This is a genomic window from Paenibacillus sp. S150, assembly GCF_019352175.1.
Lineage (GTDB): Bacteria > Bacillota > Bacilli > Paenibacillales > Paenibacillaceae > Paenibacillus_AQ.
The window spans coordinates 24431-50565 of record NZ_JACBYI010000008.1 but is presented as its reverse complement, the minus strand read 5'-3'; the positions used below and the strand labels follow the sequence as shown (position 1 = coordinate 50565).

Below are 26135 nucleotides of genomic sequence, written 5' to 3'. Positions count from 1 at the left end.
TTTCGGTAAGTTTTTCTTGAAAACAATAACGAGAGGGGTTTTCCTATGAACCAGCGTCCAGAACCAAGTGAATACAGCGAGTTTCCAGCCCGTTACATTGCCTTGGTGCCTCCTGAAGGGGAGCTTGCGGCTCTGCTTAAAGAACAGTCGGTTCAGGTGTATGAATTGCTGGGCGGACTCAGCGAGGAACAGGGAAGCTACCGCTATGCACCGGACAAATGGAGCATCAAGCAGCTGCTTGGCCATCTGACCGACAATGACCGCATTATGTCCTACCGTCTGCTCGCGATTGCCAGGGGCGAGACGGCTCCGCTTCCCGGCTATGAGGAAAAGCTGTACGCGGCGGCAGGAGAGTTCGACCGGTTCACCCTGCAGGAGCTGGTACAGCATTATAAGCTGGTGCGGCAGTCCACGCTCGCGCTGCTGGAGAGTCTGCCCGAAGCGGCCTGGACCCGAATGGGGACAGCCAGTGATTCACCTATTTCGGTCAGAGCGGTTGCCTGTGTCATTATCGGGCATGAGCTGCATCACCTGGGGGTCCTGAAGGAGCGTTACCTGAAGCAATAAAAGGAGGGAAGGCTGGTTGGCATACTCAAAGGCATACTGCATTTTTTCATTCCCAGAGAACGGACACTCGTATACACGACTTTTGATCAAGCGCAATATTTCAGAGCCAAAGGCAGCCTTGCTGCCGGAGGCATTCCTCACCGGTCACGGATCAACGGGGGAATGCAGGCTTTTGGCCAGCGTGCCCGTTATGGCGGAAAGGCAACCGTTCAGTATGATCTCTACGTGCGCAAGGAAGATGAACACCGTGCAGCGCAGGCAATCCGTTAGAATATTATGGGCCAAAAAAAGCATTCCGGCATGAGGACATGCGCAGGAATGCTTCTGGGAATATATCTTTTTTACAGCGGCGGATTCTTGTGGCATTTGCGGCATACCGGATAATAGGCTTCATTGCCGCCGATCTGGATTTGCTTGCCGCTGTAGACGGGCTTGCCGTTCTCCACGCGCAGCGCCATCGTGGCTTTGCGTTCGCAGAACCAGCAGATGGTCTTCATTTCTTCGATTTTGTCTGCATAGATCAGCATGTATTTGCTGCCTTCGAAGAGATTGTTCTGAAAATCATTTTTGAGTCCAAAGGCCATCACCGGTATATTCAGCTCGTCGACAATCCGCACCAGCTGCAGAATGCAGTCCTTGGTGAGAAACTGGCATTCGTCGATCAGCACACAGTGGGGCTTCGGCAAATTGCTGCTGACAATGCTGTATATATCCGTATTCTCGTCGATGGGGATGGCCTGCTTGCGCAGTCCGATGCGGGAGGAAATATACCCGACTTCGTCCCGGTCGTCAAGGGATGGAGTGAAAATGAGCACCGACTTGCCCTGCTCCTCGTAATTATGCGCAACCTTGAGTATCTCAATGGATTTGCCGCTGTTCATTGCTCCATACTTGAAAAACAACTGTGCCACGTCCATCTATCCTTTCGTCAATCAGCCTGATGAATCCAAATCTGAAAAATGCGACTGTATTAGCGTATCATATTCTCAGTAAAAGTAGCCAGTGAAAACATTTCGGGTAATGGATAAAGGGTGTTATAATTAACAAAGTTCTGTGTATCTGGACAAGAGAACGTTTACAGAAAGAAGGCTTACAGTTGACGGACAAATTGGAAGGCTACAAAGAGAAGATAGCGGCTCTGCAAGAGAATGGGGAGCTGCCTCGGGAAACATTGGGCTTGCTGACGGAGATGCTGGACGAGCTGGCTGAATTGAACCGCAGCAACAAGGCGCTGCGCCGGGTGATTTTGAAGGGGCAATCCTCATCCATGTCCACCCGTCTGCGCGATGCACTCTATGAATAGACAAACGGGGTGACGCTGATGAACATCATTTTTTCCTATCTCAGAAAATATAGGGTTGCTGCAATCGCCGCGCTTGTGATGATGCTGGTCGAGCTGGCGGTGGAGCTGTCCCAGCCTCTGCTGATTTCCAAAATAATCGATGACGGCATCAGGGAGCAGGATAACGGGATTGTCTGGCTGTGGGGCGGTGTGCTGGTTATAAGCGCGGGGCTGGCGTTTATTGCGGGCGTGCTCAGCTCCTTTTTTGCGTCCCATGCCAGCCAGGGATTTGCCTTTGATCTGCGGGACAAGCTCTATGAGAAGGTTCAGTCCTTCACCTATGCTGTGTTCAGCCGCATTCCCACCTCTTCCTTAATCACGCGCCTTACGGCGGATGTGTCACAGCTGCAGGATACGATCTTCATGGGGCTTCGTTTCATGACCCGGGTGCCGCTTGTAGTACTGGGCAGTGTGGTTATGGCTTTGGTCGTGGATGTGAAGCTGGGGATGCTGCTGGCGGTGACCCTTCCGGTGCTGATTGTGCTTCTGGTCTGGGTGATGAGGCGGGCGTCGGCATTGTTCCGCAGTGTGCAGATCAGGCTGGACGGTGTAAACAGCGTGATTCAGGAGAATCTTACCGGAATCCGGCTGATTCGCGTGTTTGTGCGCATGAACTATGAGATCCGCCGGTTTGCCGCTTTCAGCGGGGAGCTGATGAAGTCCACTGTAGCTGCCCTGCGGCTAACCGAGACGTCGGCACCGCTCATTATGCTGATTGTAAATGCGGGAATCATGATGGTGCTGTGGTTCGGACGTATCGAGATCTCCAGCGGGGACGCCACCTTGGGACAGACTGTTGCGGTCATCAACTACTCTTTGCGTACGATCGGAGCGTTGTCGGCGCTCTCTTGGATTATGGCCACCTTTTCCCGGGCCCGGGCTTCCTCACAGCGGATCGGGGAAGTGATGTCGGCAGATGAACTGGAAGCGAGGGACGCGGCGGCGGACACTGCCAGGGAGACTACGGCCATAAGGGGCAAGGTCGAATTCCGGCAGGTGGGCTTTCGTTACCCGGAGAGCGATATCGCTGTACTGGAGGGGATTTCCTTTGCGGTGCAGCCGGGGGAACGGGTGGCGATTATGGGGGCCACCGGCTCCGGCAAGTCCTCGCTGGTGGGGCTGATCCCCCGCCTGTATGAGCAGAACAGCGGCGAAATTCTGATCGACGGGACAGCAATCGCCGAGGCGGGGATTTCCAGGCTGCGCGGAGCCATTGGCTATGTGCCCCAGGAGGTCTTATTGTTTACCGGCTCGGTGCGCGAGAACATTGCCTGGGGGAATCCGGATGCTGCGCAGGAGGAGATTGAACAGGCGGCCTCCGCGGCGCAAATTCATGACACGGTAAAAGAACTGCCGCAGGGCTATGACACTATGCTCGGCCAGCGGGGAGTGAATCTCTCCGGCGGGCAAAAGCAGCGGCTGACGATAGCCCGGGCACTGGTAAGAAAGCCTGCGGTTCTGATTCTGGATGACAGCACCAGCGCGCTGGACGCTGTTACCGAGGGACAACTGCTGGCGGAGCTTAAAACCATGTCCTGCACTACTTTTCTCATTACGCAAAAAATCAGCTCTACCGTATCCGCCGATCTTATTCTGCTGCTGGACGAGGGCAGATTAATTGCACAGGGAACGCATGAAGACCTTATGAAGCATTCGGAGCTGTACCGGAAAATCAATGAATCTCAGGACAGGGAGGGGGTGCAGCATGTTCAAAGCATTATTTGAGCCTTTTCGCCATCCGAAGCTGAATGTCGGGCTTGGGGACGCGGCAAGCTTCGGTTCGCCGGGCGGACGGAGGCCGAAGGCCAAGGCCAAGAACTGGTCCGCCACACTCCTTCGGATCTGGAGCTATCTGGCGAAGCGCAAGGCCAAGCTGGCGCTTGTGCTGGTTATGGTGCTTCTCAGCTCCGGTCTTGCCCTGCTTGGACCCTATCTGATCAGCAGGGCGGTGGACCGCTATCTGGAAGGTGACGGGGGCAGAACCTGGGGAGTTTTCCTCATTACGCTTGCTCTGGTATATCTGCTGAATTCCCTGACCTCCTGGCTGCAGAACATCTGGATGATCGAGATTGCCCAGGAGACGGTATTCCGGATGAGGTCCGACCTGTTTGCGCACCTGCACCGGCTGCCGATTCCTTTCTTCAACCGCAGGCAGCAAGGTGAAATTATGAGCCGTCTGACCAATGATATTGAGAATATCAGCTCCACGCTGAACAGCTCGGCGATTCAGATTTTCTCCAGTGTGCTGACGCTGCTGGGCACGGTGGGCGTGATGCTCTGGCTCAGCCCGCTGCTCACGCTGCTGACCTTCATCGTGGTGCCGCTGATGATTCTCGGCATGCGCTGGATTACGCGGCGCACAGGCCCGCTGTTCAAGGAGCGCCAGCGAAATATGGGCGAGCTGAACGGCTTTATTGAGGAGACATTGTCCGGCCAGAGGATTATTAAGGCCTTTTCGCAGGAGGAACGGGTCATTGCGGGCTTCCGTGAGCGCAATACACGGATTATGCTGTCGGGGTACTGGGCCCAGGCGATTTCCGGCTTTATTCCGAAGCTGATGAACGGCCTGAACAATCTGAGCTTTGCTATTGTGGCGGGTGTCGGCGGCCTGCTGGCGATCCGCGGACTGGTCACAATAGGCGTGATTATCGCGTTCGTAGAATACACGCGCCAGTTCACGCGCCCGCTGAATGATCTGGCGAACCAGTGGAACACGCTGCTGTCGGCGATTGCCGGTGCGGAGCGGGTGTTCGAGGTGCTGGATGAGGAGGCTGAGGCGAAGGACGAAGGGGCAGCGGTATCGCTGGAGCGTGTGGAAGGAGCCGTGAAGTTCTCCGGTGTCTCCTTCTCGTATGATGACGGGGCGGACACGCTGCAGGATATCAGCTTCGAGGCGAAGCCCGGCGAGATGATCGCGCTGGTAGGACCAACAGGGGCGGGTAAAACCACGCTGATCGGCCTGCTGTCCCGCTTCTATGACCCGGACAGGGGCCGTATTACGCTGGATGGCCGGGACCTGACTACGGTCCGCCGTGAGAGCCTGCGGAGCCAGATGGCCTTTGTGCTGCAGGATTCCTTCCTGTTCAAGGGAACGATCCGCGACAATATCCGCTACGGCAGATTGGATGCCAGCGACGAAGAGGTTGAGGAGGCCGCCAAGCTGGCCAATGCCCACTCTTTTATTATGCGGATGAAGGGCGGCTATGAACGGATGCTGTCCGTGGACGGCAGCGGCATCAGCCAAGGCCAGAAGCAGCTGCTGGCTATAGCCCGTGCCATTCTTGCCAATCCGTCGATGCTGGTGCTGGATGAAGCGACGAGCAGCATCGACACGGTGACGGAGATCAAGATTCAGGAGGGGCTGCAGGCGCTGATGAAGGGCCGGACCAGCTTCGTAATCGCCCACCGTCTGGGCACGATCCGTGCGGCAGACCGCATTCTGGTGCTCCGGGGCGGACGGCTGGAGCAGCAGGGCTCGCATCAGGAGCTGCTGCAGGAGGGCGGCTTGTACAGTGAACTGGTACGGGGGGCTTCACCAGATTCCGCGGCAGGCTAGAACCCAAAAAGGCCAGCCCGGATTAGTCCGGAGCTGCCTTTTGCTGTGTGCGGGGGAAGAGGCTATCCCGAAATGGAACGGGAAGATAGCCTGTCAGCCGGCGGCATCCGTTGAAGGGGGCTGCTGTGCCTTCTGCTTCTCCCGGAACCGGGGGCCGACGTAGTTGCGCTTGCGGTCGCGGGTCAGAATCCAGCCGCCGAGGAAGCTCATGCCGGCTAGGAACAGCAGCAGCCCGCCGCCGAAATGAAGCCAGGCGAACACAGGGGTTGCGCTATCGTCGCCGTGCATGGAGATGTAGCTGAAAAGATCGTCTTTCATCATCAGGAAGCCCTTCATCGCGAGAAGACCGGGAATGACCAGGATCAGAATCGCTATAAAACGTGAAATCAATAGTTTCATAAGTGACAATCCCCCTTCGGCAGCCCTTTGAATTCACCCATATGATAACGCTTCAACGGGTAAAAGTCCATGCATACATGACGTTTGTAAGTTTTGTAATACACATAAAAGAGAGTACAATGTAATAGGTTAATTTAGAACTAAGGAGTTATGACTGGAGGATACATACATGACGATTTCATGTGACGTGGCTATACTTGGCGGAGGTACCGGAGGTTATGTGGCGGCGATCCGCGCTGCTCAGCTCGGGAAATCCGTCGTTGTCATCGAAATGGACAAACTGGGCGGAACCTGCCTGCACCGCGGCTGCATTCCAAGCAAGTCGCTGCTGCGCAGTGCCGAGGTGTACGCTGAAATACAAGAGAGCGAGAGTTACGGCATCGAGACTTCAGGGGTGCAGCTGGTGTTCCCGAAGGTGCAGCGCCGCAAGGAAGCCGTGGTGGAGCAGCTGCACCAGGGCGTGCAGTTTCTGATGCGTAAAAATAAAATCCGGGTGGTGAAGGGGAAGGGGCGCATTATTGGCCCTTCGATCTTCTCCCCGCGCAGCGGGGCAGTGGCCGTAGAGCTTGAGAATGGCGAGATGGAGACGGTGGTCTCCGGCAATCTCATAGTGGCTACAGGCTCGCGTCCGCGTGTGCTGCCCGGCCTGAAGCCGGATGGCACAGCCATTCTGAGCAGCGAGGAAGCATTGAAGCTGGAAGAGCTGCCCGCTTCGATAATTATTGCGGGCGGCGGGGTAATCGGCGTGGAGTGGGCTTCGATGCTGGCGGACTTCGGCGTACAGGTCACCGTGGTTGAAGCTGCGGGCCAGCTGCTGCCGCTTGAAGATGAGGAGATTGCCCGCGAATTGCTGCGCCTGCTGAAGAAGCGGGGCGTCAAGGTGCTGACGGGCACCACCGTAGATGCCGGGACCTGTGTAATCACAGAGTCGGGGATTACGATGGAAGCCCGCAAGGGCGGGCAAAGCCAGAGCCTGTCTGCGGAGAAGCTGCTGGTATCCGTAGGCAGAGCAGCCAATATTGAAAACATCGGGCTGGAGAATACCGATATCCGCTTTGATAAGGGAGTTATCGAAGTCAATGGCAGCATGCAGACGAATGAGCCGCATATCTATGCAATCGGCGATTGTATCGGCGGGCTGCAGCTGGCCCATGCCGCGAGCCATGAAGGCATCCGGGCAGTGAACCATTTGGCGGGAGAGATCCTTCATCCGTATCATCCGCACCTGGTGCCGCGCTGTGTGTACACACGGCCCGAAGTGGCGAGCGTCGGTTACACGGAGAAAGAGGCCCAGCGCCTCGGTCATGATACTGTGACCGGCAAATTCCCCTTCTCCGCCATCGGCAAAGCGATTGTCTACGGAATGAAGGACGGCTTCGTCAAGGTGGTTGCCGACCGCAGCAGCGGGGATATTCTGGGCGTGCAGATGATCGGGCCGCATGTTACCGACCTGATCGGTGAAGCGGCGCTTGCCCAGGTGCTGGATGCCACTCCTTGGGAGATCGGCGAGGCCATCCATGCCCATCCGACGCTCTCCGAGATCATTGGCGAAGCCATGCTGGCGGTGGATGGAAGAGCAATAGGTTTCTAGCATACGATGAAGGCCCCCATGAGAATGCCGGACGGAGCTTAAGGCGCTATATGCGCCAAAACTGCTCCATACCGGCTTTTCGCGGCTTTTCTTTTTGCCGGGAAAGGGATTATAATGGACTGGAGCAGGCTTTAGTACCTGGTTTTAAGATCAGGGCATAAAGCTGGCCGAAGTGCATGCTGACAAAATTTTTAGGAGGTACCTCATATGGAATCCCAAGGTACTGCAGGAACTGTTAACAGACACAAGCCGCTTGGACTCAGCGACGGCCAGGTCATCGATATGTACAGATATATGCAGCTGGGGCGGAAGTACGACGAGCGCAGCCTGCTGCTGCAGCGTGCCGGTAAGATTAATTTCCATGTCTCCGGCATCGGCCAGGAGGCGGCGCAGGCGGCGGCGGCTTTTGCGCTTGACCGGGAGAACGACTATTTTCTGCCCTATTACCGCGACTACGCCTTTGTGCTGTCCGTGGGGATGACCACGCGGGAGCTGATGCTGTCCGTGTTCGCCAAGGCGGAGGACCCTAACAGCGGCGGCCGGCAAATGCCGGGCCACTTTGGCAGCAAACGTCTGCGGATTGTTACCGGCTCCAGTCCGGTGACCACACAGGTGCCGCATGCTGTCGGTTTTGCCCTCGCTGCCAAAATGCAAAAGAAGAAATTCGTTTCCTTTGTGACGTTCGGGGAAGGCTCCAGCAACCAGGGGGATTTCCATGAAGCCTGCAATTTTGCCGGGGTCAACAAGCTGCCGGTCATTATATTTTGCCAGAACAACCAGTATGCGATCTCCATTCCGGCCCACAAGCAGCTTGGCGGCAAGGTCAGTGACCGTGCGCAGGGCTATGGCTTCCCGGGGATCCGCGTGGACGGCAATGATCCGCTGGAGGTGTACCGGGTGGTGAAGGAAGCACGGGAGCGTGCGCTTGCGGGTGAAGGACCGACACTGATCGAGGCGATGATGTACCGCCTGTCTCCGCACTCCACCTCGGACAATGATCTGGCTTACCGGACGAAGGAAGAAGTGGACGCCAACTGGAAAAAAGACGGCATCGCCTCCTTCCGGGGCTATCTGGTTGATCTTGGACTGTGGAGCGACGAGCAGGAACGCGATCTGGCTGCAGAATATAATCTGGAGCTCAAGGCTGCCATTGAATACGCTGAAAATGCGCCGTTTCCGAAACCGGAAGATACGCTGCTGCATGTCTACAACGAGTCTGACCTCAAGGGAGGAGCCTAACCCATGGCGATTATGGAATATATCGATGCCATCCGGCTGGCAATGAAGGAAGAAATGGAGCGCGATGAATCGGTGTTCGTGCTCGGCGAGGACGTTGGCGTCAAAGGCGGCGTGTTCACGACCACCAAAGGGCTGCAGGAGCAGTTCGGGGCAGAACGCGTGATGGATACGCCTCTGGCGGAGTCCGCGATTGCCGGGGTGGCTATCGGCGCAGCGATGTATGGCATGAAGCCGATTGCCGAAATGCAGTATTCCGATTTCATGCTTCCCGCGACGAACCAGATCATCAGCGAAGCGGCCAAAATCCGCTACCGTTCCAATAATGACTGGAACTGTCCGGTCGTTATCCGCGCGCCAATCGGCGGGGGGATCTTCGGCGGGCTGTATCATTCGCAGTGTCCGGAATCGATTTTCTTCGGGACACCGGGGCTGAAAATCGTGGCCCCTTACTCGGCATATGATGCCAAGGGGCTGCTGAAAGCAGCGGTGCGCGATCCTGATCCGGTTCTCTTCTTCGAGAACAAGAAATGCTACAAGCTGATCAAGGAAGAGGTGCCGGAAGACGATTATACCGTTCCGATCGGTGAAGCGAATCTGCTGCGCGAGGGCAGTGATATTACGGTGATCGGGTACAGCCTGCCGCTGCATTTTGCGATGCAGGCAGCGGAGGAGCTGGAGCGCGAGGAAGGCATTACCGCGCATATCCTCGACCTGCGCACCCTCCAGCCGCTGGACCGCGAGGCGATTACCGCCGCCGCCCGGAAGACCGGCAAGGTGCTGATTGTCCACGAGGACAACAAGACCGGAGGCATCGGCGGAGAAGTGGCGGCCATTATTGCGGAGCACTGCCTGTTCGAGCTGGACGCGCCAATCTTCCGTCTGTGCGGGCCGGATGTGCCGGCAATGCCGATCAGCCCGCCCATGGAGAAATTCTTCATGCTCAGCAAAGATAAAGTAAAGGCGGAAATGCTGCGGCTGGCGCAGTATTGATCTTTTCATTTTGGGATAGCTGTATAGATTGAAGCTGAGAAGTTAAATATTCAGGGAAATGCAATGAGGTAAACGGGGAACGGAGGCGGAGTGGAAAAAGGGTAACTAATCCGCCGGAATTGGGGCTGCAAAAGGACTTTAGCGGGATTCTGTAAACTTAATTTCAGCCGAATTCCCACTTCAGGCTGGTTTCATCAGAAATAGCGCCACTTTTTCCCACTAAGAGTTCCCCATGAGCCCAATGAGTTCGATTAGTGCACCTTTTTCCCGCTACGAAGTAATAACTGTAAGCATTGCTTACAAAACTTAAGTAGATGCTTCCGAAGTAAGTTTTGTACGAAGTAATAACTGTAAGCATTGCTTACAAAACTTTTAAGGAGTGACATTATGTCTGACAACACTAAGCTGACCGACGTTATTATGCCGCAGCTGGCCGAATCGCTGGTGTCGGCGACAATCGGCAAATGGCTGAAGCAGCCCGGCGATTCCATCGAGCAGTACGAACCGCTCTGTGATCTCATTACAGATAAAGTAAATGCGGAGCTGCCTGCCACTGTGGACGGCACTCTGGTGGAGCTGCTGGCGGAAGAAGGCCAGACGGTCAACGTCGGCGAGGTCATCGCCCGCATTGCCGTAGCCGGCTCTGCCGCGCCAAGCGCACCGGCAGCTGCGGAGGCGGGTGCGCCTTCGGCAAGCGCCGCGGCGCAGGCTCCTGCCGCATCCCGCCCGGCAGCGGGCAGACCGGCTGCCGCTGCCTTTGACGCATCCGCACCGATGCGCTCCCGCTACTCCCCTGCGGTGCAGACCCTTGCCGCCGAGCATGGCATTGATCTTACGGCTGTGCCGGGAACCGGCCTTGGCGGCCGCATCACCCGCAAGGACGTGCTGGCGTTCCTGGAGAATGGCGGCGCATCTGCCGCAGGCATCTCCGTTGGAACAGCCTCCTCTGCAAGGCAGCCTGCACTCCAGGCGATTCAGGAAGAAGTGCAGGAAGCCTTGGAGCCGGTCCGTCATTCCGGCCTGCATCTGAGCGAGACTCCGCGTATTCCTACCATTGAAGTGGAAGGCGGGCGCGGCAGCAGCTCGGAATATCTGATCGATGTCACTCCAATCCGCAATACGATTGCTACCCGGATGCGCCAGAGTGTCTCCGAGATTCCCCATGCCTGGACCATGATTGAAGTCGATGTGACCAATCTGGTTGTGCTGCGCAACAAGCTGAAGGACGAATTCAAGCGCAAGGAAGGCATCAACCTGACTTATCTGGCTTTTCTGATGAAGGCTGTCGTCAGCGCCATTAAGGATTATCCGATCATGAACTCCGTCTGGGCTGTGGACAAAATCATCGTCAAGCGCGACATCAACATCTCGCTGGCCGTGGGCACCGAGGATTCTGTCATGACGCCGGTGATCAAAAAGGCCGACCAGAAAAATGTCGCCGGGCTTGCCCGCGAGATTGACGAGCTGGCGCTGAAGACGCGTGAAGGCAAGCTGCGCCTGGAGGATATGCAGGGCGGCACCTTTACGGTCAATAACACCGGCTCCTTCGGCTCGATCCTGTCCTATCCGATTATCAACTACCCGCAGGCCGCGATTCTGACCTTTGAATCCATTGTCAAAAAGCCTGTAGTCATCAACGACATGATCGCGGTGCGCTCCATGGCCAACATCTGCCTGTCGCTGGACCACCGCATTCTGGATGGCGTTATCTGCGGACGATTCCTGCAGCGTGTCAAGGATAATGTCGAAGGCTACACCCCGGACACCAAGCTGTATTAATGAACGGTACAACCCTGTAACAGGAGACTGTAATGCAAAGGGGACCTGCAAGCATGAGCAGCAAGGATTTAAGCCTATTGGAAGTTTCATATCTGCCCCTGATGGAGTACGGCGCGGCCTGGAAGCTGCAAAGGGAGGCCGTGGCGGCTATCGATGCCGGAACGGGAAATGAGCAGCTGATTCTTTTGCAGCATCCGCCGACCTATACCATCGGTTCACAGCATCATCCCGAACATCTTCTCCTCAGTGCTGAACAGCTTAAGGAGCAAGGCATTGCGCTGTTTGAAATTGACCGCGGGGGAGATATTACATATCATGGACCCGGCCAGCTTGTCGGCTATCCGCTGCTGAAGCTGGGGGAGGACGGCAGGGTGGATTTGCACGGCTATCTGCGCCGCCTGGAGTCGGTCATTATTGATTTTTTGGCTGCTTATGGCATTGAGGGCGGGCGCAAGCCGGAATACACCGGGGTCTGGGTCGGCGATGAGAAAATCTGTGCCATTGGCGTGAAGTTCAACAAGAGCAAATTCCGTAGAGGCTTCATCACCAGCCACGGCTTCGCGTTCAACATCACGGCAGGGATCGGACAGCAGGGGTTTCAGGGGATTATTCCTTGCGGGATTGCCGAATACGGGGTCACCTCGCTGGAGGAATGCGCCGGGCGTCCGTTTGAGCCCGGGACAGTGGCAAGAGAGCTGGTTCCTTATTTTCTGAAGCATTTTCCTTATGAAGTGCCTGCTGCAGAATAAGGGGACGCGGTGCAGACCGGTTAAGCCGGCGCATGCACAAATGCGCGCAAGTCAAATAGCGCCCGGAGAATCCGGACGCTATTATTAACGGGCCAGGGCGGTGATTAACCGGCCAGGAAAGGCTCAACGACGAGCAGCACGGTAGACGCGATCATGGCGATCAGCATTACGTAGATGACAATGCGGAACCATTTTTGACGTTGCATGAGTGACTCCTTTGGAATTAGTTTAAGTTAAAAGCATACAGCTTGTTCACACAATACTACTATTGTAACGTATCCGTGAAAGAGAGGGAAGTCCGATGATCTCACAAGACCGCTTGATTCAGGAATTCATGGAGCTTGTCCGTGTAGATAGCGAAACAGGAAACGAACGGCAGATTGCCGATGTGCTCACAGCAAAATTCAGCGCCTTGGGCCTAACCGCAATTGAAGATGATTCCCGGGAACGCACCGGTCATGGAGCGGGCAATCTGTTCGTCACCTGGCCTGCCGAGGAAGGTACAGCCGCACCCAAGCTGCTGTTCACCTGCCATATGGACACCGTTGTTCCCGGAAAAAGCATTCAGCCTTCCCTTGGCGAGGACGGCTGGATTACCAGTGACGGCAGCACGATTCTCGGTTCGGATGACAAGGCTGGACTCGCTGCATTGTTCGAGGCGATCCGCGTAATTCAGGAGCAGAAGCTGGCACACGGGCAGATCCAATTTGTCATTACCGCCGGCGAAGAGTCGGGGCTGCTGGGTGCCAGGAGCATGGACCCGGGTTATTTGGATGCCGAGTTCGGCTTTGCCCTGGATTCCAACGGTGAGGTGGGAGCCATTGCCGTGGCTGCGCCGACCCAGGCGAAGGTGACGATGCAGATTTTTGGCAAATCCGCCCATGCCGGGGTGAATCCCGAGGATGGAATCAGCGCCATTCAAGTGGCCGGCAAAGCCATTTCGGCGATGAAGCTTGGACGCATCGACAATGAAACGACAGCCAACATCGGCAAATTTGCCGGCGGCGGGCCGACGAATGTCGTGTGTGACCACGTGCAGCTGGATGCGGAAGCGCGCAGCATCGTGCAGGAGAAGGTCGAGCGCCAGATTGCTTCCATGCGTGAAGCGCTGGAGACAACGGCCCGGGAATATGGTGCGGAAAGTGAATTCCGCAGTGAAATTATCTATCCGGCGTTCAGCTTTAATGAGCATGATCCCGTGGTGCAGCTGGCGAAACGCGCGATTGTCTCTTTGGGCCTGACACCCCGGTTATTTCCGTCCGGCGGCGGCAGTGATGCCAACGTGTTCAACGGTCTGAAGGTGCCAACGGTTAATCTGGCGGTCGGCTATGAGAATATCCACACTGCCAAAGAGCGGATCAGGGCCCAAGATATCGTCAAGGTAGCCGAACTGGTTGTTGCTATTGTCCAAGAAAGTGTAAAAGGCTAATCCCGGCAGCTGCCGCTTCAGACTGCGGTTGCGGGATACATGAAGGAGCTGTCTCCGGGTTGATCCGGGAACAGCTCCTTATGTTTAAATGCGCAGATCCGGTGCCGGAAAGAGCTGCCAAGCGAAATATTATCCGGCTTTGGAGGCGTTGTTCCGCGCTTCGGAGTGCAGCAGCAGGATGTAGGCCAGAGGCATATCACGTCCATATTGCTTAATCCACCCGGCCATTACGGCCCTGATTTGCTCCGGTTTGCCTACCATTGTGACGGCGGACGGGCTTGTACGGACAAGGATATCATTCATGCCTGCATTCCTTCTTTCCTCTTAAGTTTGCTATAATACACCCTATGCAGATCACACCCAAAGGAGACCATAATCTATGAAAAAAGATGAAATTAAACGCAACCCCGCATTGGATGAGGAAACGTTGTCGACACAGCCGGTTTTTGACGGGAAAATCATTTCCCTGCAGGTGGATACGGTCAAGCTGCCTGACGGCAATACCGCAACACGCGAAGTCGTGAAGCATCCGGGGGCAGTGGCTGTACTGGCATTGAATCAGGGCAAGATGCTGGTTGTTGAACAGTACCGCCAGCCGATGCACCGCACCGAGGTGGAGATTCCCGCAGGCAAGCTGGATAAAGGCGAAGATCCATTGGCGGCGGCCGGGCGCGAGCTGCAGGAAGAAACGGGTTTTCATAGCGGTGAGCTGAAGCTGCTGAAGTCCTTTTATACCTCTCCCGGCTTTGCGGATGAAATTATTCACTTGTATGTAACGGACAATGCGGAAGCGGGGGATATGGCGCTGGACGAGGATGAATTTCTGGAGGTATCCGAGCTGACTCTGGAGGAAGCCTACCAATACATTGCGGACGGGCGAATTGCCGATGCCAAAACGATGATGGCGGTCTATGCCTGGCATTTATATACGCTTACAGGAGAATGGCATTAGTGTCTAAGCTTCAGAGCTTTTACTGCGACCTTCATGTGCATATCGGGCGGACTTCGGGAGGGCAAGCCGTCAAAATCAGCGGCAGCCAAGGTCTCACCTTTGCCGGAATCGCCCGTGAAGCGGCGGAGCGCAAGGGGATGCAGCTGATCGGCATTATCGACAGCCACGCGCCGGGAGTGCTGGCGGATATCCGCGCACTGCTTGCCTCCGGCGAGATGAGCGAAGCGGATGGAGGCGGAATTGCCTACCGGGGGACAACAATTGTGCTGGGGACAGAGATCGAAATCCGCGAGCCCGGGCGAAAAGAGTGCCATGTCCTGGCCTTCATGCCGGACCTTGCGGCGATGGAGGATTTCAGCCGCTGGATGGGGCGGCATATGCGCAATGTCAATCTGAGCTCCCAGCGGTTGTATACCCCGGCCCGGGAGCTGCAGGATGAAATCTGCGGACGGGGCGGGATTCTGATTCCGGCGCATATTTTTACGCCCCATAAGGGATTGTACGGCTGTGCGGCGAAGCGGATGGACGAGCTGTTTGATCTGAACAGGATTGCTGCGGTTGAGCTTGGGCTGAGTGCCGATTCCGGAATGGCCGGGTATATATCCGAGCTTGACCCGTTCACCTTCCTGACCAATTCCGACGCCCATTCACTGGGGAAAATCGGCCGCGAGTATAATGTCATCGAAATGGAAAAGCCTTCATTCCATGAGCTGCGGCTGGCACTGGAGCGGCGGGAGGGACGGCGGGTCAGCGGCAACTTCGGGCTGAATCCCCGGCTGGGCAAATACCACCGCACCTACTGCTCGGGCTGCGGCAGCATTGCCGACGAGGTCTATGCGACCTCGGAGCGTTGTCCGTATTGCGGCAGCCAGAAGCTGGTGCAGGGAGTATTTGACCGGATTTTGGCGATCGCAGACCGCCGGCAGCCGCAGATTCCGCCGCATCGGCCGCCGTACCAGTACCAGGTGCCGCTGGAGTTTATTCCGGGGCTTGGCAAGCGCAAGCTGGAAACGCTGCTGCAGGCCTTTGGCACGGAGATGAAGATTCTGCATGCTGCCGGTGAAGCGGAGCTGGCCGAAGCCGCCGGGACCGAGCTGGCAGCGCAGATTGTGAAGGCCCGCTCGGGCACGCTGGAGCTGTCGTCCGGCGGCGGAGGGACCTACGGCAAGGTAATAAGAGGGTAGCAGGCAAGGCTGTCTCATGCGCGGTTTTCAACCGCGGTGGGGAGCCTTTTTTTCAAATTGTAAGACACCCATGCCGCTGCGCGGCACCACTGAGGAATGAAATATCGCTGCGGCCGCGTGATTACAGGGCAGACTTTATAGGTTTCACGCTATCCATTATCCTTCTATTTCTCGCTGAAACACCCCGTCCTTTACAAGGACGGCGAAGCCGTTTCCACTTGAAAGATAAGAATGTATATGTTTTGGGGTCCCCGCAAAGTACCTGAGTCATCATCGAAGCCAAGGCCCCGCTTTGTGAGGTTATTTTGCGCAGGATAGACGCAGGCTTTTGGGTAGGCATATTCCTCTGTAAGGGAGAGAAACGGATGGATTAGGTATCCATTTTCCCACTGACGCTTGCGGAAAAGGGGATGTAGGAAGAATTAAGGTCACTTATTGGTTGCGTAAAAATTGCCTTTGAATTCGCTGGGGGGAGGCTAGCTCTATCTCCAAGTAATCAAGCTTTTTCGCCTGCCGGACTTGCCCGGCGGCATTTCATTAAGTCAAGGCCCGTGTTTCTGGCCGCTATGTTCAGACAAGCTGTTCCCGGAGATAAGGACAAGGCATAGAGCGGAATGTTTTCTCATATGGTGTAACATATGACCTGAAAGGAGAACGTCCCGATGCGCAGTTTACGTCTGATGATGAAGGAACAGACGCCTCTTTATATTTTTGTCGCGGTATTGTTTTTGGTAGGGGTCGTTTTCGGGGCTTTAATTGTGAGTGCGCTGACGCTGGATCAGCAGCAGGAGCTTGGCGATTACCTGGGGAATTTTTTCGTCATTGTCGACCAGCAGGGCCTGCCGGCTGCACCGGATTCCTACTGGGACATTGCCGCACTGAATCTGAAATGGCTTGGGCTGGTCTGGATTCTGGGGTTGTCCGTGATCGGATTGCCGGGCATTCTGATCTTGGATTTTCTTAAAGGCGTGCTCATCGGCTTTTCTGTCGGCACTCTGGTCAGCGAGTATTCCTGGCATGGCATGTTGTTCGCGCTGGTCTCTGTTGCGCCGCATAATCTTGTGCTGATTCCAGTGCTGCTGGTAGGCAGCGCGGCAGCGATTGCTTTTTCCCTGCTGATGATCCGCAGCCGGGTGCTTGGCCAGCGGCGTTCGCCAATAACCCGTCCTTTCGTCATGTATACGCTGCTATCCTTCGGACTGGCTGTGCTTGTGCTGGGGGTTTCCGGCTTCGAGGCCTGGGTTACGCCGTCTATGATGCGCTGGGTTACACCGATGTTAGTGAATAATGTCTGAAAAGACTGGTGTTTGCAAATTGGAAGAGTGATACGATAATGAAAAATCACGTTAAAGTCACATTTTCGGCGGATTCTTTGGATTTATGCGTTATCGAAGAGTATGTTTACTTTTTTCGAGGCGCCGCTGGTCATGGCTGCTGTAACGCGCGTATAAATTTTCAACGTGGTTATCGAATCGTCGTGTCTACCCGCTGCATGATAACCGCAAGGTCCACTTTGGCCTAAGCGAGCTTACTGATGCGTGTGTCGCAATATATAGGGTGCAGCATGTTTGGTCATTGTCGTCCGTTTCATTAATCGATCCGTTCGATTTAGTAATATCTTTGGGTTTAAGAGTTTGCCATTTGGGCGTGAAAACATATATTTTTCATCAAAGAAATCTTCGTTCACTTTCTGCGCTTTTGGCATTCTTCTTAGTCTGCTTTATATGCCTTAAGATTCACAATAATTTGCCGAGCTGTATGCAAACAAATTTATACAAAATTCCGAAGAAAGATACGGACTTTCTGGTAGCATCCCTGGCATAATCCAAGGTATCGGTTTGGTATTGGGAAGATCCGGCCCCAATTGAGAACCTGATGGACTTTCTCAGATAATTATGTAAGGCTAAACAAGAAGAAGTTTCAACAAGAAGTTTTAGCACTAAATCCTGATGCATTAGAAGCAGCTTTATCTTCAGAAATACGACTTAGATTTGATGGTGTATCTGATCTGCAAAATATGGTAAGTCTATTTAAGGAAGCAGATAGCCCAGTTCAAACTTTTTCAATGGAGTATCCAGATGGGAGTCGTATTAGCTCGACCGTCGAAAATATAGTAGAAAAGGATAGTTCTAAAATAGTTAGCGTTTTTTCTCCTGAAGAAATAGCAAGAATAAATAGCGGTACAAATGATACTTCTGAAGCTCCTGATATCACAACTCTTGCCATGACCCCATACATTACAGGACCTTGGAATAGTGTAAGTCTCATTAATACTGAGCCTAGTATTCTCTATAACAACGGATGGCCAAGTGGACAGGTAAGACAAATAACTTCAAAGACTGAATGGTCCTTTTCATCGGGAGCTAGCTATTCAAAGCTTAATGATGTTTTTCAATGGCAATGGTATGGTGTGGTTACTGGTAGCGGAGAGTCATCAGTATATAACTTCAGTGTAGCTCCTCTTTCCGATAGTGGTGCTGGTGCATCTTATGGCGTTGTCACTATAGCTAGTGAATCTCCGAACCACCCCAGAAAGTCTGGAACTGGAACTAATGGAAAAGTACAGGGCTATATGGATGTTCAATATCAAGTAAGCGGTTCGTTCAGTGCGACTTGGGGGATACTATCCATTTATGTTAATGCAGGTGCGCAGTGGCATCAATATGCAATAACGGAAGTTGATGGTTGGTCATACGTTGATCATTACGCCGGTACTTACAAATAAGCTTAAGTTAGGGGGAGGTATCCTCCTCCTCTCTTTACAGGAGAACATATGAACAGACTGAAGATATACCTGTTATTAATTCTAACTATGATAAGCCTGACTAGCTGTAGTGAGAAAAAAAGCTTACCCGAGCAAAACGCCTTTGAGGTGTCTGATAGTTCAAACATAAAATATGAAGCCTTGCTCAAATCGTTTTTAACTGGAAAATACAGTTCGATTGACAGATTTGTTATTTTGGATCTTAAAAATTACCTGGAGAATCATATTTTCGTTCAATTCTCTTTCATGCATAATAACCAAAAATATGAAGGGATTAGTTATATTTACAAATATCAAAATGAATCTCAAGTTATCCTAGAAGAAGATAGCATCCTTGATATACAAAGTGAAATTACCAAACTAATGGTAGTTGGAGAATTAAAAAATTCAGATTACAAATTCAAAACTATATCAGGTATTGTAAATAATAAATCTATAGACACGTTGTTAATTAAATATAGCGACAAAAACAATGTATTCATAAAGCTAAATGCAACAAAAAGAAGTTATTTAGATGTTCGAACATTACCACTTAATTCTCAAGTTAGTATTGAAAATATCATAGGATTAGATGAAAACAACAATATAATAGATAAGATGCAATAATAGTTTAGGAAGAATGTTAATTACTGTATCAATAAAAGGCTTTGCTAGTTGAGAGGTGGAACTGTGGCCGGAAGTTCAAACATTCTCTGGAGTTACGGCGAAGCCCAAAATACAAACATTAGAAGTTCCATCTATATAAATCCAAGATATCAAGAAATGTAGGATTGAATGTAGTAGCCATAGCAGCCCGGTACTTTTATGTCATTCTAAAAAAGAAAGGGCTTTCCGAAGTATTGGCTTGTTCGCATAGTGCACTTGACCGCTCGGGCCTAAAAGCGTTTGACTTCTCAAAGCGACTCCCCCTATAATGGAAGAAGTGATTTGAAGCCCGGTGCGGTAATTTTCCAAGGGGGAGGCAGACAATGGAAGCCCGGATAGATAAGATTAAGCAACAGCTACAATCCCAAGGATATAAGCTCACACCCCAACGGGAAGCGACTTTAAGAGTGCTGCTGGAGAATGAGGAAGATCATTTAAGCGCAGAGGACGTCTTCATGCTGGTGAAGGAGAAGGCTCCGGAGATCGGTCTTGCTACCGTTTATCGTACCCTGGAGCTGCTCAGTGAGCTGCATGTGGTGGAGAAGATCAATTTCGGAGATGGCGTAGCCCGCTACGATCTGCGTACGGATACGGCCAAGCATCACCATCATCATCTGATTTGTGTGCAATGCGGCACGATGGATGAAATCCGCGAGGATTGGCTTGGGCCGCTGGAAGAACGGCTGGAGAAGGAATTTAACTTTACGGTTCTTGATCATAGACTTGATTTTCACGGGATCTGCTACCGCTGCAAGGATAAGAACAACAACAACACAGACGGCAGAAATCCTTCCGAATAAGCTTATAGATAAGAATTTACCGCATAAGCTCTCCCCGGTGCGAATTACCGGAGGGGGCTTTTTAAATGATTTGCAGAGGCTTTGTACATAACATGAGTTCCCGGCGCATACAGTGTAGGACGAGTCAGCGGAGCTGGGCTGACGGCTGCTTTTTTTCCAAAAGGTTGTTGTACGAGTACGAAGCAGCCGGAGGCCGCTTGCCTGTCCAGATTAGTCAGGAGGGGTCCTATGATTATTTCTGTGCCCAAAACGGTGCGCCGGTTGTATTTCATGACACTGCTTGTCGCACTCAGCTGCCTTGCCTATTATGGGATGAGCTGGATCAGCGGCTGGATCAGTCCTTTTGAGAAGGTTGAAATTCCCGAGGGAACTGCCATCAAGGCCTTTCAAGAGCTGCCGCACAGCGTGGATGGTCTGAATACAGGAGAGAGGCTGCGGTTCTATTACTGGTACGGAGAGTGAAAACTGCCCGGAAGCAGGAAAAAGCTGAGAGTCTGTCGAAACTTGTTTAGGGTGGGACCGGACATGGCCTGCCCTCATGAGGCTGCCGACGGACCCTATGCTGGAATGCTGCAGAATCGTGAAAAGCAGCCTGAGTAAGACAGGAGCGTGGATTGATGAAGTCACATTTGCAGCCGTTTATGCAGTACTTGTCCGAAAATAGAGGCTTGTCGACAAGCACACTGGAATCCTACGGACGGGACATTTCGCAGTTTATAGATTTTGCCGAAGAGCGGGGCCTGGCCCTGCCGGAAGAAATCCGGAGATCGCACATTATGCTGTATCTCGCGGCACAACGGGGAGCAGGGCGGGCAGCCGCAACGGTGAACCGGAATACGGTGTCCCTCCGGGCTTTTTTTCATTATTTGCTGAAGGAGCGGCTGATCGGGCAGGACCCGACGCTGGATATGGACAAAATCAAGCCAAGCAGCAAGCCTCCCATGGTGCTGAGTGTCGGGGAGATGGAGCGGCTTCTCGGTGCCCCCGATGGGGGCCGTTCCCAGGGCAAGCGCGACAAAGCGATGCTGGAGCTGCTCTACGCCACGGGCATCCGCGTGTCCGAGCTGATCTCGCTGAATGTGGAGGATGTGAATACGGAAATGAAGTATGTCCGCTGCACCGGGGCTTCCGGCAAGGAGCGGATCGTTCCGATCGGCGCCATCGCCGCCGAAAGCGTGGCCCAATATACCGCTGGAATGCGGGACAAGCTGCTGCGCGGCAATCCGGACGAGCCGGCCCTGTTCCTGAACAGTCTGGGGGGAAGGCTGACCCGGCAGGGCTTCTGGAAAATCATAAAAAAATACGCACGTGAAGCCCATATTGAGCAGGACATTACGCCTCATACCTTGAGGCATTCCTTCGCCGCGCATCTGCTGGAGGGCGGAGCCGATCTTCGCTCCGTGCAGCAGATGCTTGGACACGCCGACATTTCCACAACACAGGTGTACAGCGGAATTGCCCGCAAAAATATGAGGGAAGTCTATGAAAGCCATCATCCGCGGGCGCATTAGCTTCCGGCCCGGGAAACAGAACACAGCTGAAGTGCGGCTGGCCGAGGGCTGAAAGATGCTTTTTGTGAGTAAGATCGTTATGATGGAAATATACTGAAACCAAAGGCTCCACTTTGTGGGGCTCTTTTGAAATATAAGGATGGATAGGTTTCACGACATAAATCATCCTTCATACTACCCGAAGGAGTGACGACGCAATGTCCTCATTTAAACGAATCGGATTTATTGTACTGGACAGTGTAGGCATCGGCGAAGCCCCGGATGCCGAAGGCTTTGGAGATAAAGGGTCCCATACGCTGGGGCATATTCTGGAGCGTGTTCCGGGACTTAAGCTTCCCAATCTGCAGCAGCTCGGACTTGCGAATATCGCACCGCTGCCGCCGCTCGAGCCTGTGGCTGCCCCAACCGGATATTACGGCAAAATGCAGGAGGTTTCGGCAGGCAAGGATACGATGACCGGCCACTGGGAGCTGATGGGACTGAAGATTGAGATCCCCTTCAATACGTACCCGGAAGGATTTCCGGCCGGGCTGATCGGGAAATTCGAAGCCGCTACCGGCCGCAAGGTGATCGGCAACAAACCGGCCTCCGGCACGGAGATTCTGGTGGAGTACGGCGAGGAGCAGATGAAAACCGGCGCCTGGATTGTCTATACTTCCGCAGACAGTGTATTCCAGCTTGCCGCCCATGAGGATATTATTCCTCTGGAAGAGCTGTACAGCGCCTGTAAAATCGCCCGCGAGCTGACGATGGCTCCCGAATTTTCGGTAGGACGCGTGATTGCCCGCCCTTATGTGGGCGAACCGGGGAATTTCGTGCGCACGCCGAACCGGCATGATTACGCAGTGAAGCCGCCGGAGCCTACGGTCATGAACGCGCTGGAGGATATCGGCAGGGATGTAATCGCTGTCGGCAAGATTAACGATATTTTTACGGGTGAAGGCGTTACGGCGTCCTATCCAACCAAAAGCAATGAGCATGGCATTGAAATTACGATTGCGGAGCTACGCAAGCCGTTCGACGGCTTCCTGTTCACCAATCTGGTAGACTTCGACTCCCTCTACGGTCACCGCCGTGATCCGGAGGGCTATGGACGCGCGCTGGAGGTGTTTGATCAGGCGCTGCCTGAGCTGCTCTCGGCCTTAACGGAAGATGATCTGCTGATCATCTCGGCGGATCACGGGAATGACCCGATCCACAGCGGAACGGATCATACACGCGAATATGTGCCGCTGCTGATTTACAGCCCAAGACTCACAAATCCGGTCAGCCTGGGTATCCGCCGGACCTTTTCTGATGTCGCAGCGACGATTGCCGATAACTTCGGGGCGAAAGCGCCGAAGTACGGGACGAGCTTTTTGGCGGAACTGAAATAATCCAAGTAAAACCAAGTACATGCTTACGCTGTGAGTTTGTACGGTGCTGTTCTAATCAAGAAACCCTACCAAACTCTTTAGGAGGAAATACATCCATGAATGCAGTGACCCAGAGCAACATTCAGGAAGCGGCAATTTATATCAAAGACAAATGTCCGGTCTCCCCGGAGATCGGCCTGATTCTCGGCTCCGGCCTTGGCGTGCTGGCGGATCTGATCACAGATGAAGTGATTATACCTTATAACGAAATTCCGCATTTTCCGGTGTCTACGGTAGAAGGGCATGAGGGAGAACTGCTGATCGGCATCATCGAGGGACGCCGTGTGGTCATGATGAAGGGCCGCTTTCATATGTATGAAGGCTATGGCCCGGAAACAACGGCTTTTCCGGTACGCGTGATGAAGGAGCTGGGGGTAGCCAGCCTGCTTGTCACCAATGCCGCCGGAGGTGTGAACATAGGCTTCAGGCCCGGAGATCTGATGCTGATCACCGACCATCTGAACCTGACCGGACGCAATCCGCTGACCGGACCCAATGACAACGCTCTGGGTGTGCGCTTCCCGGATATGTCCACAGCCTACAGTCCCCGCCTGATAGCAGTGGCCAAGGAGGCTGCGGCGGCGCAGGGCTTTGAATTCAAGGAAGGCGTATACGCCGGACTGCTTGGACCCAACTACGAAACACCGGCTGAAATCGTCATGCTGCGCCGGCAGGGTGCGGATGCCGTAGGGATGTCTACCGTTTCGGAGACGATTGTTGCCCGCCATGCCGGCATTGAAGTGCTGGGCGTATCCTGCATCACCAATATGGCAGCCGGTATTCTGGATCAGCCGCTGAACCATGCGGAGGTTATGGAGACGGCGGACCGTGTGCGGGAGAGCTTTTTGAAGCTGGTGCTGGCGTTTATTCCGAAGATGTAGGATAAGCCCAGCGCTGCGATGAAGTACCTTTTAACTTTACACAATTGATATCCGGGAGGATTTATTGATGACACAACACGCAAATACCCCTTACGGCATGCAGGTCAAAGAAGCGGCTGAATATATTAAATCCAAGCTGGGAGCCTACTCCCCGGGCATCGGGCTGATTCTGGGTTCGGGTCTTGGCGATCTGGGCGATCAGATTGAAGATGCGGTGTACTTGCCTTACGAGGAAATCCCGCATTTCCCGCGTTCGACGGTGGAGGGCCATGCCGGACGGTTCGTAATCGGAAAGCTGGAAGGCAAGGACGTTATTATTATGCAGGGCCGCTTCCACTACTATGAAGGCTATGCGATGCGCAAGGTTGTGCTGCCGGTGTATGTGCTGGCCAAGCTGGGCGTGGGTACGCTGGTGATTACGAATGCGGGCGGCGGCATGAACCGCTCGTTCAAAGCCGGAGACCTGATGCTGATTACCGACCACCTGAACATGACCGGCGACAACCCGCTGATCGGACCGAATGATCCGGAGCTGGGTGTGCGTTTCCCGGATATGTCCCGTGCGTATGATCCTGAATATATTGCCTTGGCGAAAAAGCTGTCCGCTGAAGTCAAAGGTGCGGACGGCGCAGCGCTGGTGCTGCAGGAAGGCGTCTACGCCGGCATCAGCGGCCCGACCTACGAAACACCGGCTGAGCTGAAAATGCTCGCCCTTCTCGGCGGGGATGCCGTCGGCATGTCCACCGTGCCGGAAGTGATCGTTGCCAGCCACAGCAGGCTGCGCGTGCTCGGCATTACCTGCATTACCGATATGGCGATTGGCGAAGAGCTGGAGCCGCTGACGCATGAGCAGGTGGTGAAGGTGGCGAATCTGACGAAGCCGAAATTTATCGGCCTGGTGCGCGCTTTTGTGCGTGAGGTGCAGGCGTAATGCGGGCAGTGGATCTGATTCAGAAGAAAAGAGACGGCGGGGAGCTGAGCCGTGAAGAAATAGCCTACCTGATCCAGGGCTACAGCAGGGGCGAAATTCCGGATTATCAGATTTCCGCCTGGGCGATGGCTGTCTATTTCCAGGGGATGAACGCGCGGGAAACCGGTGATCTTACCCTGGAGATGGCCATGTCCGGCGATCAGGTCGACCTTAGCCCGATTGCGGGCATTAAGGTGGACAAGCATTCCACCGGAGGTGTGGGCGACAAAACTACGGTTGTCCTCGCGCCTTTGGTAGCCTCTGCGGGCGTGCCGGTTGCCAAGATGTCAGGCCGCGGCCTGGGGCATACCGGAGGCACGCTCGACAAGCTGGAGTCGATCAGCGGCTTCTCCGTGGAGATGGGCCGGGAACGGTTCTTCACCCAGGTCGGTGAAATCGGCGCGGCTGTGATCGGCCAGTCCGGCAACATTACGCCAGCGGACAAGAAGCTGTATGCCCTGCGGGATGTGACCGCGACCGTAGAATCCATTCCGCTGATCGCCAGCTCCGTCATGAGCAAAAAGATCGCCGCGGGCGCCGATGCCATCGTGCTTGATGTCAAAACCGGCAGCGGCGCGTTCATGAAAACGCTGGATGATTCCATCGCCCTGGCCCGGGCCATGGTCGATATCGGCACGCATCTTGGCCGCAATACGGTTGCGGTCATCAGCGACATGGACCAGCCGTTAGGGTACGGCATCGGCAACGCCCTGGAAATCAAGGAGGGCATCGCAACGCTTAGGGGCCACGGTCCGGAGGATCTGGAGGAGGTCTGCCTGATTCTGGGCAGCCAGATGCTGATTCTCGGCGGCAAGGCGAAGGATGAAGCCGAAGCGCGCTCGATTCTGAAGTCCCGCATTGAGGACGGCAGCGCTCTGGCCAAGTTCAAGCAAATGGTCGGGGCGCAGGGCGGAGACGTTGCTCAGGTAGAGTCGCCTGATACGTTGCCGGCAGCACGGACCTTGATCGAAGTGAAGGCGGTAACCGCCGGTTATGTGGAGAGCATCCAGGCCGGGGAAATTGGCATTGCCGCCATGCTGCTCGGGGCCGGACGCGAGACGAAGGAATCGGTCATTGATCTGGCTGTCGGCATTCAGCTGTCCAAAAAAGTCGGCGACGCTGTAGCCGCAGGCGAGACGCTCGCCGTGCTGCATGTGAACGATGCCGGAGCGGGCAAGGTGCGGGAAGCCGAAGCCAAGGTGCTGGAAGCCTACCTGATCTCCGCCGAGCCGGTTCCGCCGCAGCCGCTGGTGTTCGCCCTGGTGACCAGGGATGGGGTCAAGCGGTATTAGTCCGGGAGAGAACTCCATATCGCAGGTGTGTCCAACCGCAGGGAGCATGTTCCCTGCGGTTTTTTGGGGCTGCCTGCGGG

The 26135-nt window shown here is 54.3% G+C and carries 26 protein-coding genes; 22 read left to right on the top strand and 4 right to left on the bottom strand.

Annotated elements, in window-relative coordinates; translation table 11 throughout:
• The first annotated feature begins 45 nt into the window (after nt 1–45).
• The gene (locus HYD27_RS10370; protein WP_219214573.1) at nt 46–567 is read left to right on the top strand and encodes a DinB family protein; all 522 of its coding nucleotides are present in this window, start codon (nt 46–48) and stop codon (nt 565–567) included.
• Between the two features lie 341 nt (nt 568–908).
• Here HYD27_RS10370 and HYD27_RS10365 read toward each other — a convergent pair whose 3' ends face one another.
• The gene (locus HYD27_RS10365) at nt 909–1478 is read right to left on the bottom strand and encodes a thymidine kinase (protein ID WP_219214572.1); all 570 of its coding nucleotides are present in this window, start codon (nt 1476–1478) and stop codon (nt 909–911) included.
• Nucleotides 1479–1663: 185 nt separating this feature from the next.
• Between HYD27_RS10365 and HYD27_RS10360 the strand changes: the two genes are divergently transcribed.
• From HYD27_RS10360 to HYD27_RS10350, 3 genes are read left to right on the top strand one after another with little or no spacing between them, the layout of a single operon-like run.
• Entirely contained in the window at nt 1664–1870 is a 207-nt protein-coding gene (locus HYD27_RS10360) for a hypothetical protein (RefSeq protein ID WP_219214570.1), read from the top strand.
• A gap of 18 nt (nt 1871–1888) precedes the next feature.
• On the top strand, nt 1889–3634 hold the full coding sequence (locus HYD27_RS10355) for an ABC transporter ATP-binding protein (protein WP_219214568.1): 1746 nt from the start codon (nt 1889–1891) through the stop codon (nt 3632–3634).
• The gene (locus HYD27_RS10350; RefSeq protein WP_219214566.1) at nt 3615–5465 is read left to right on the top strand and encodes an ABC transporter ATP-binding protein; all 1851 of its coding nucleotides are present in this window, start codon (nt 3615–3617) and stop codon (nt 5463–5465) included. The genes HYD27_RS10355 and HYD27_RS10350 overlap by 20 nt, the downstream gene beginning before the upstream one ends.
• A 93-nt stretch (nt 5466–5558) precedes the next feature.
• Here HYD27_RS10350 and HYD27_RS10345 read toward each other — a convergent pair whose 3' ends face one another.
• Nucleotides 5559–5864 carry a DUF2627 domain-containing protein gene (locus tag HYD27_RS10345; RefSeq protein ID WP_219214564.1) on the bottom strand — a complete coding sequence of 102 codons (306 nt, stop codon included), beginning with the start codon at nt 5862–5864 and terminating at the stop codon, nt 5559–5561.
• A gap of 169 nt (nt 5865–6033) precedes the next feature.
• Here HYD27_RS10345 and lpdA point away from each other — a divergent pair, with 169 nt between their 5' ends.
• The 5 genes from lpdA to lipB all read left to right on the top strand — a co-directional run bounded on the left by lpdA (nt 6034) and on the right by lipB (nt 12212).
• A complete protein-coding gene (gene lpdA / locus HYD27_RS10340) occupies nt 6034–7455 on the top strand; it encodes a dihydrolipoyl dehydrogenase (RefSeq protein ID WP_219214562.1) in 1422 nt (473 codons plus the stop codon).
• 207 nt (nt 7456–7662) lie between these two features.
• Nucleotides 7663–8694 carry a thiamine pyrophosphate-dependent dehydrogenase E1 component subunit alpha gene (locus HYD27_RS10335; RefSeq protein ID WP_219214560.1) on the top strand — a complete coding sequence of 344 codons (1032 nt, stop codon included), beginning with the start codon at nt 7663–7665 and terminating at the stop codon, nt 8692–8694.
• 3 nt (nt 8695–8697) lie between these two features.
• Entirely contained in the window at nt 8698–9684 is a 987-nt protein-coding gene (locus HYD27_RS10330; RefSeq protein WP_219214557.1) for an alpha-ketoacid dehydrogenase subunit beta, read from the top strand.
• Between the two features lie 387 nt (nt 9685–10071).
• On the top strand, nt 10072–11463 hold the full coding sequence (locus HYD27_RS10325) for a dihydrolipoamide acetyltransferase family protein (RefSeq protein ID WP_219214554.1): 1392 nt from the start codon (nt 10072–10074) through the stop codon (nt 11461–11463).
• A 53-nt stretch (nt 11464–11516) separates the two neighbouring features.
• The gene (gene lipB / locus HYD27_RS10320) at nt 11517–12212 is read left to right on the top strand and encodes a lipoyl(octanoyl) transferase LipB (RefSeq protein ID WP_219214552.1); all 696 of its coding nucleotides are present in this window, start codon (nt 11517–11519) and stop codon (nt 12210–12212) included.
• A 104-nt stretch (nt 12213–12316) separates the two neighbouring features.
• On the opposite strand, the gene prli42 is transcribed toward lipB, so the two are convergent.
• The gene (prli42, locus tag HYD27_RS10315; RefSeq protein WP_219214540.1) at nt 12317–12418 is read right to left on the bottom strand and encodes a stressosome-associated protein Prli42; all 102 of its coding nucleotides are present in this window, start codon (nt 12416–12418) and stop codon (nt 12317–12319) included.
• A gap of 95 nt (nt 12419–12513) precedes the next feature.
• On the opposite strand from prli42, the gene HYD27_RS10310 reads away from it, so the two are divergent.
• On the top strand, nt 12514–13641 hold the full coding sequence (locus HYD27_RS10310; protein WP_219214536.1) for a M20/M25/M40 family metallo-hydrolase: 1128 nt from the start codon (nt 12514–12516) through the stop codon (nt 13639–13641).
• Between the two features lie 129 nt (nt 13642–13770).
• On the opposite strand, the gene HYD27_RS10305 is transcribed toward HYD27_RS10310, so the two are convergent.
• Nucleotides 13771–13944: a hypothetical protein gene (locus HYD27_RS10305; protein WP_219214533.1), complete on the bottom strand. Its 174-nt coding sequence runs from the start codon at nt 13942–13944 to the stop codon at nt 13771–13773.
• Nucleotides 13945–14020: 76 nt separating this feature from the next.
• Between HYD27_RS10305 and HYD27_RS10300 the strand changes: the two genes are divergently transcribed.
• The 12 genes from HYD27_RS10300 to HYD27_RS10245 all read left to right on the top strand — a co-directional run bounded on the left by HYD27_RS10300 (nt 14021) and on the right by HYD27_RS10245 (nt 26055).
• On the top strand, nt 14021–14593 hold the full coding sequence (locus HYD27_RS10300; RefSeq protein ID WP_219214531.1) for an NUDIX domain-containing protein: 573 nt from the start codon (nt 14021–14023) through the stop codon (nt 14591–14593).
• The gene (locus tag HYD27_RS10295) at nt 14593–15777 is read left to right on the top strand and encodes an endonuclease Q family protein (protein WP_375373906.1); all 1185 of its coding nucleotides are present in this window, start codon (nt 14593–14595) and stop codon (nt 15775–15777) included. Before HYD27_RS10300 ends, HYD27_RS10295 begins: the two co-directional genes overlap by 1 nt.
• A gap of 662 nt (nt 15778–16439) precedes the next feature.
• On the top strand, nt 16440–17072 hold the full coding sequence (gene spoIIM, locus HYD27_RS10290; RefSeq protein WP_219214527.1) for a stage II sporulation protein M: 633 nt from the start codon (nt 16440–16442) through the stop codon (nt 17070–17072).
• A 722-nt stretch (nt 17073–17794) separates the two neighbouring features.
• Nucleotides 17795–18502, top strand: coding sequence for a hypothetical protein (locus HYD27_RS10285; protein WP_219214525.1), 708 nt, complete (start codon nt 17795–17797; stop codon nt 18500–18502).
• 48 nt (nt 18503–18550) lie between these two features.
• On the top strand, nt 18551–19147 hold the full coding sequence (locus HYD27_RS10280) for a hypothetical protein (protein WP_219214523.1): 597 nt from the start codon (nt 18551–18553) through the stop codon (nt 19145–19147).
• A gap of 362 nt (nt 19148–19509) precedes the next feature.
• Nucleotides 19510–19986 (top strand): ferric iron uptake transcriptional regulator, encoded by a 477-nt coding sequence (fur, locus tag HYD27_RS10275; RefSeq protein ID WP_219214521.1) that lies wholly within the window; start codon nt 19510–19512, stop codon nt 19984–19986.
• 228 nt (nt 19987–20214) lie between these two features.
• Complete coding sequence (locus HYD27_RS10270; RefSeq protein ID WP_219214520.1) at nt 20215–20448, top strand: DUF4227 family protein; 234 nt, start codon at nt 20215–20217, stop codon at nt 20446–20448.
• 155 nt (nt 20449–20603) lie between these two features.
• Nucleotides 20604–21497 carry a site-specific tyrosine recombinase XerD gene (xerD, locus tag HYD27_RS10265; protein WP_219214518.1) on the top strand — a complete coding sequence of 298 codons (894 nt, stop codon included), beginning with the start codon at nt 20604–20606 and terminating at the stop codon, nt 21495–21497.
• A gap of 197 nt (nt 21498–21694) precedes the next feature.
• Nucleotides 21695–22873, top strand: coding sequence for a phosphopentomutase (gene deoB / locus HYD27_RS10260; protein ID WP_219214516.1), 1179 nt, complete (start codon nt 21695–21697; stop codon nt 22871–22873).
• Nucleotides 22874–22968: 95 nt separating this feature from the next.
• Complete coding sequence (locus tag HYD27_RS10255) at nt 22969–23793, top strand: purine-nucleoside phosphorylase (protein ID WP_219214513.1); 825 nt, start codon at nt 22969–22971, stop codon at nt 23791–23793.
• Between the two features lie 67 nt (nt 23794–23860).
• Entirely contained in the window at nt 23861–24724 is an 864-nt protein-coding gene (locus HYD27_RS10250; protein ID WP_219214511.1) for a purine-nucleoside phosphorylase, read from the top strand.
• On the top strand, nt 24724–26055 hold the full coding sequence (locus HYD27_RS10245) for a pyrimidine-nucleoside phosphorylase (RefSeq protein WP_219214508.1): 1332 nt from the start codon (nt 24724–24726) through the stop codon (nt 26053–26055). The genes HYD27_RS10250 and HYD27_RS10245 overlap by 1 nt, the downstream gene beginning before the upstream one ends.
• The last annotated feature ends 80 nt before the right edge of the window (nt 26056–26135 follow it).

Bases quoted from the DNA above. Each gene is read 5' to 3' on its own strand.
- HYD27_RS10370 (WP_219214573.1), top strand. From the start codon at position 46: ATGAACCAGCGTCCAGAACCAAGTGAATACAGCGAGTTTCCAGCCCGT.
- HYD27_RS10355 (WP_219214568.1), top strand. From the start codon at position 1,889: ATGAACATCATTTTTTCCTATCTCAGAAAATATAGGGTTGCTGCAATC.
- HYD27_RS10350 (WP_219214566.1), top strand. From the start codon at position 3,615: ATGTTCAAAGCATTATTTGAGCCTTTTCGCCATCCGAAGCTGAATGTC.
- HYD27_RS10345 (WP_219214564.1), bottom strand. From the start codon at position 5,864: ATGAAACTATTGATTTCACGTTTTATAGCGATTCTGATCCTGGTCATT.
- lpdA (WP_219214562.1), top strand. From the start codon at position 6,034: ATGACGATTTCATGTGACGTGGCTATACTTGGCGGAGGTACCGGAGGT.
- HYD27_RS10335 (WP_219214560.1), top strand. From the start codon at position 7,663: ATGGAATCCCAAGGTACTGCAGGAACTGTTAACAGACACAAGCCGCTT.
- HYD27_RS10330 (WP_219214557.1), top strand. From the start codon at position 8,698: ATGGCGATTATGGAATATATCGATGCCATCCGGCTGGCAATGAAGGAA.
- HYD27_RS10325 (WP_219214554.1), top strand. From the start codon at position 10,072: ATGTCTGACAACACTAAGCTGACCGACGTTATTATGCCGCAGCTGGCC.
- lipB (WP_219214552.1), top strand. From the start codon at position 11,517: ATGAGCAGCAAGGATTTAAGCCTATTGGAAGTTTCATATCTGCCCCTG.
- prli42 (WP_219214540.1), bottom strand. From the start codon at position 12,418: ATGCAACGTCAAAAATGGTTCCGCATTGTCATCTACGTAATGCTGATC.
- HYD27_RS10310 (WP_219214536.1), top strand. From the start codon at position 12,514: ATGATCTCACAAGACCGCTTGATTCAGGAATTCATGGAGCTTGTCCGT.
- HYD27_RS10305 (WP_219214533.1), bottom strand. From the start codon at position 13,944: ATGAATGATATCCTTGTCCGTACAAGCCCGTCCGCCGTCACAATGGTA.
- HYD27_RS10300 (WP_219214531.1), top strand. From the start codon at position 14,021: ATGAAAAAAGATGAAATTAAACGCAACCCCGCATTGGATGAGGAAACG.
- spoIIM (WP_219214527.1), top strand. From the start codon at position 16,440: ATGCGCAGTTTACGTCTGATGATGAAGGAACAGACGCCTCTTTATATT.
- HYD27_RS10285 (WP_219214525.1), top strand. From the start codon at position 17,795: ATGGTAAGTCTATTTAAGGAAGCAGATAGCCCAGTTCAAACTTTTTCA.
- HYD27_RS10280 (WP_219214523.1), top strand. From the start codon at position 18,551: ATGAACAGACTGAAGATATACCTGTTATTAATTCTAACTATGATAAGC.
- fur (WP_219214521.1), top strand. From the start codon at position 19,510: ATGGAAGCCCGGATAGATAAGATTAAGCAACAGCTACAATCCCAAGGA.
- HYD27_RS10270 (WP_219214520.1), top strand. From the start codon at position 20,215: ATGATTATTTCTGTGCCCAAAACGGTGCGCCGGTTGTATTTCATGACA.
- xerD (WP_219214518.1), top strand. From the start codon at position 20,604: ATGAAGTCACATTTGCAGCCGTTTATGCAGTACTTGTCCGAAAATAGA.
- deoB (WP_219214516.1), top strand. From the start codon at position 21,695: ATGTCCTCATTTAAACGAATCGGATTTATTGTACTGGACAGTGTAGGC.
- HYD27_RS10255 (WP_219214513.1), top strand. From the start codon at position 22,969: ATGAATGCAGTGACCCAGAGCAACATTCAGGAAGCGGCAATTTATATC.
- HYD27_RS10250 (WP_219214511.1), top strand. From the start codon at position 23,861: ATGACACAACACGCAAATACCCCTTACGGCATGCAGGTCAAAGAAGCG.
- HYD27_RS10245 (WP_219214508.1), top strand. From the start codon at position 24,724: ATGCGGGCAGTGGATCTGATTCAGAAGAAAAGAGACGGCGGGGAGCTG.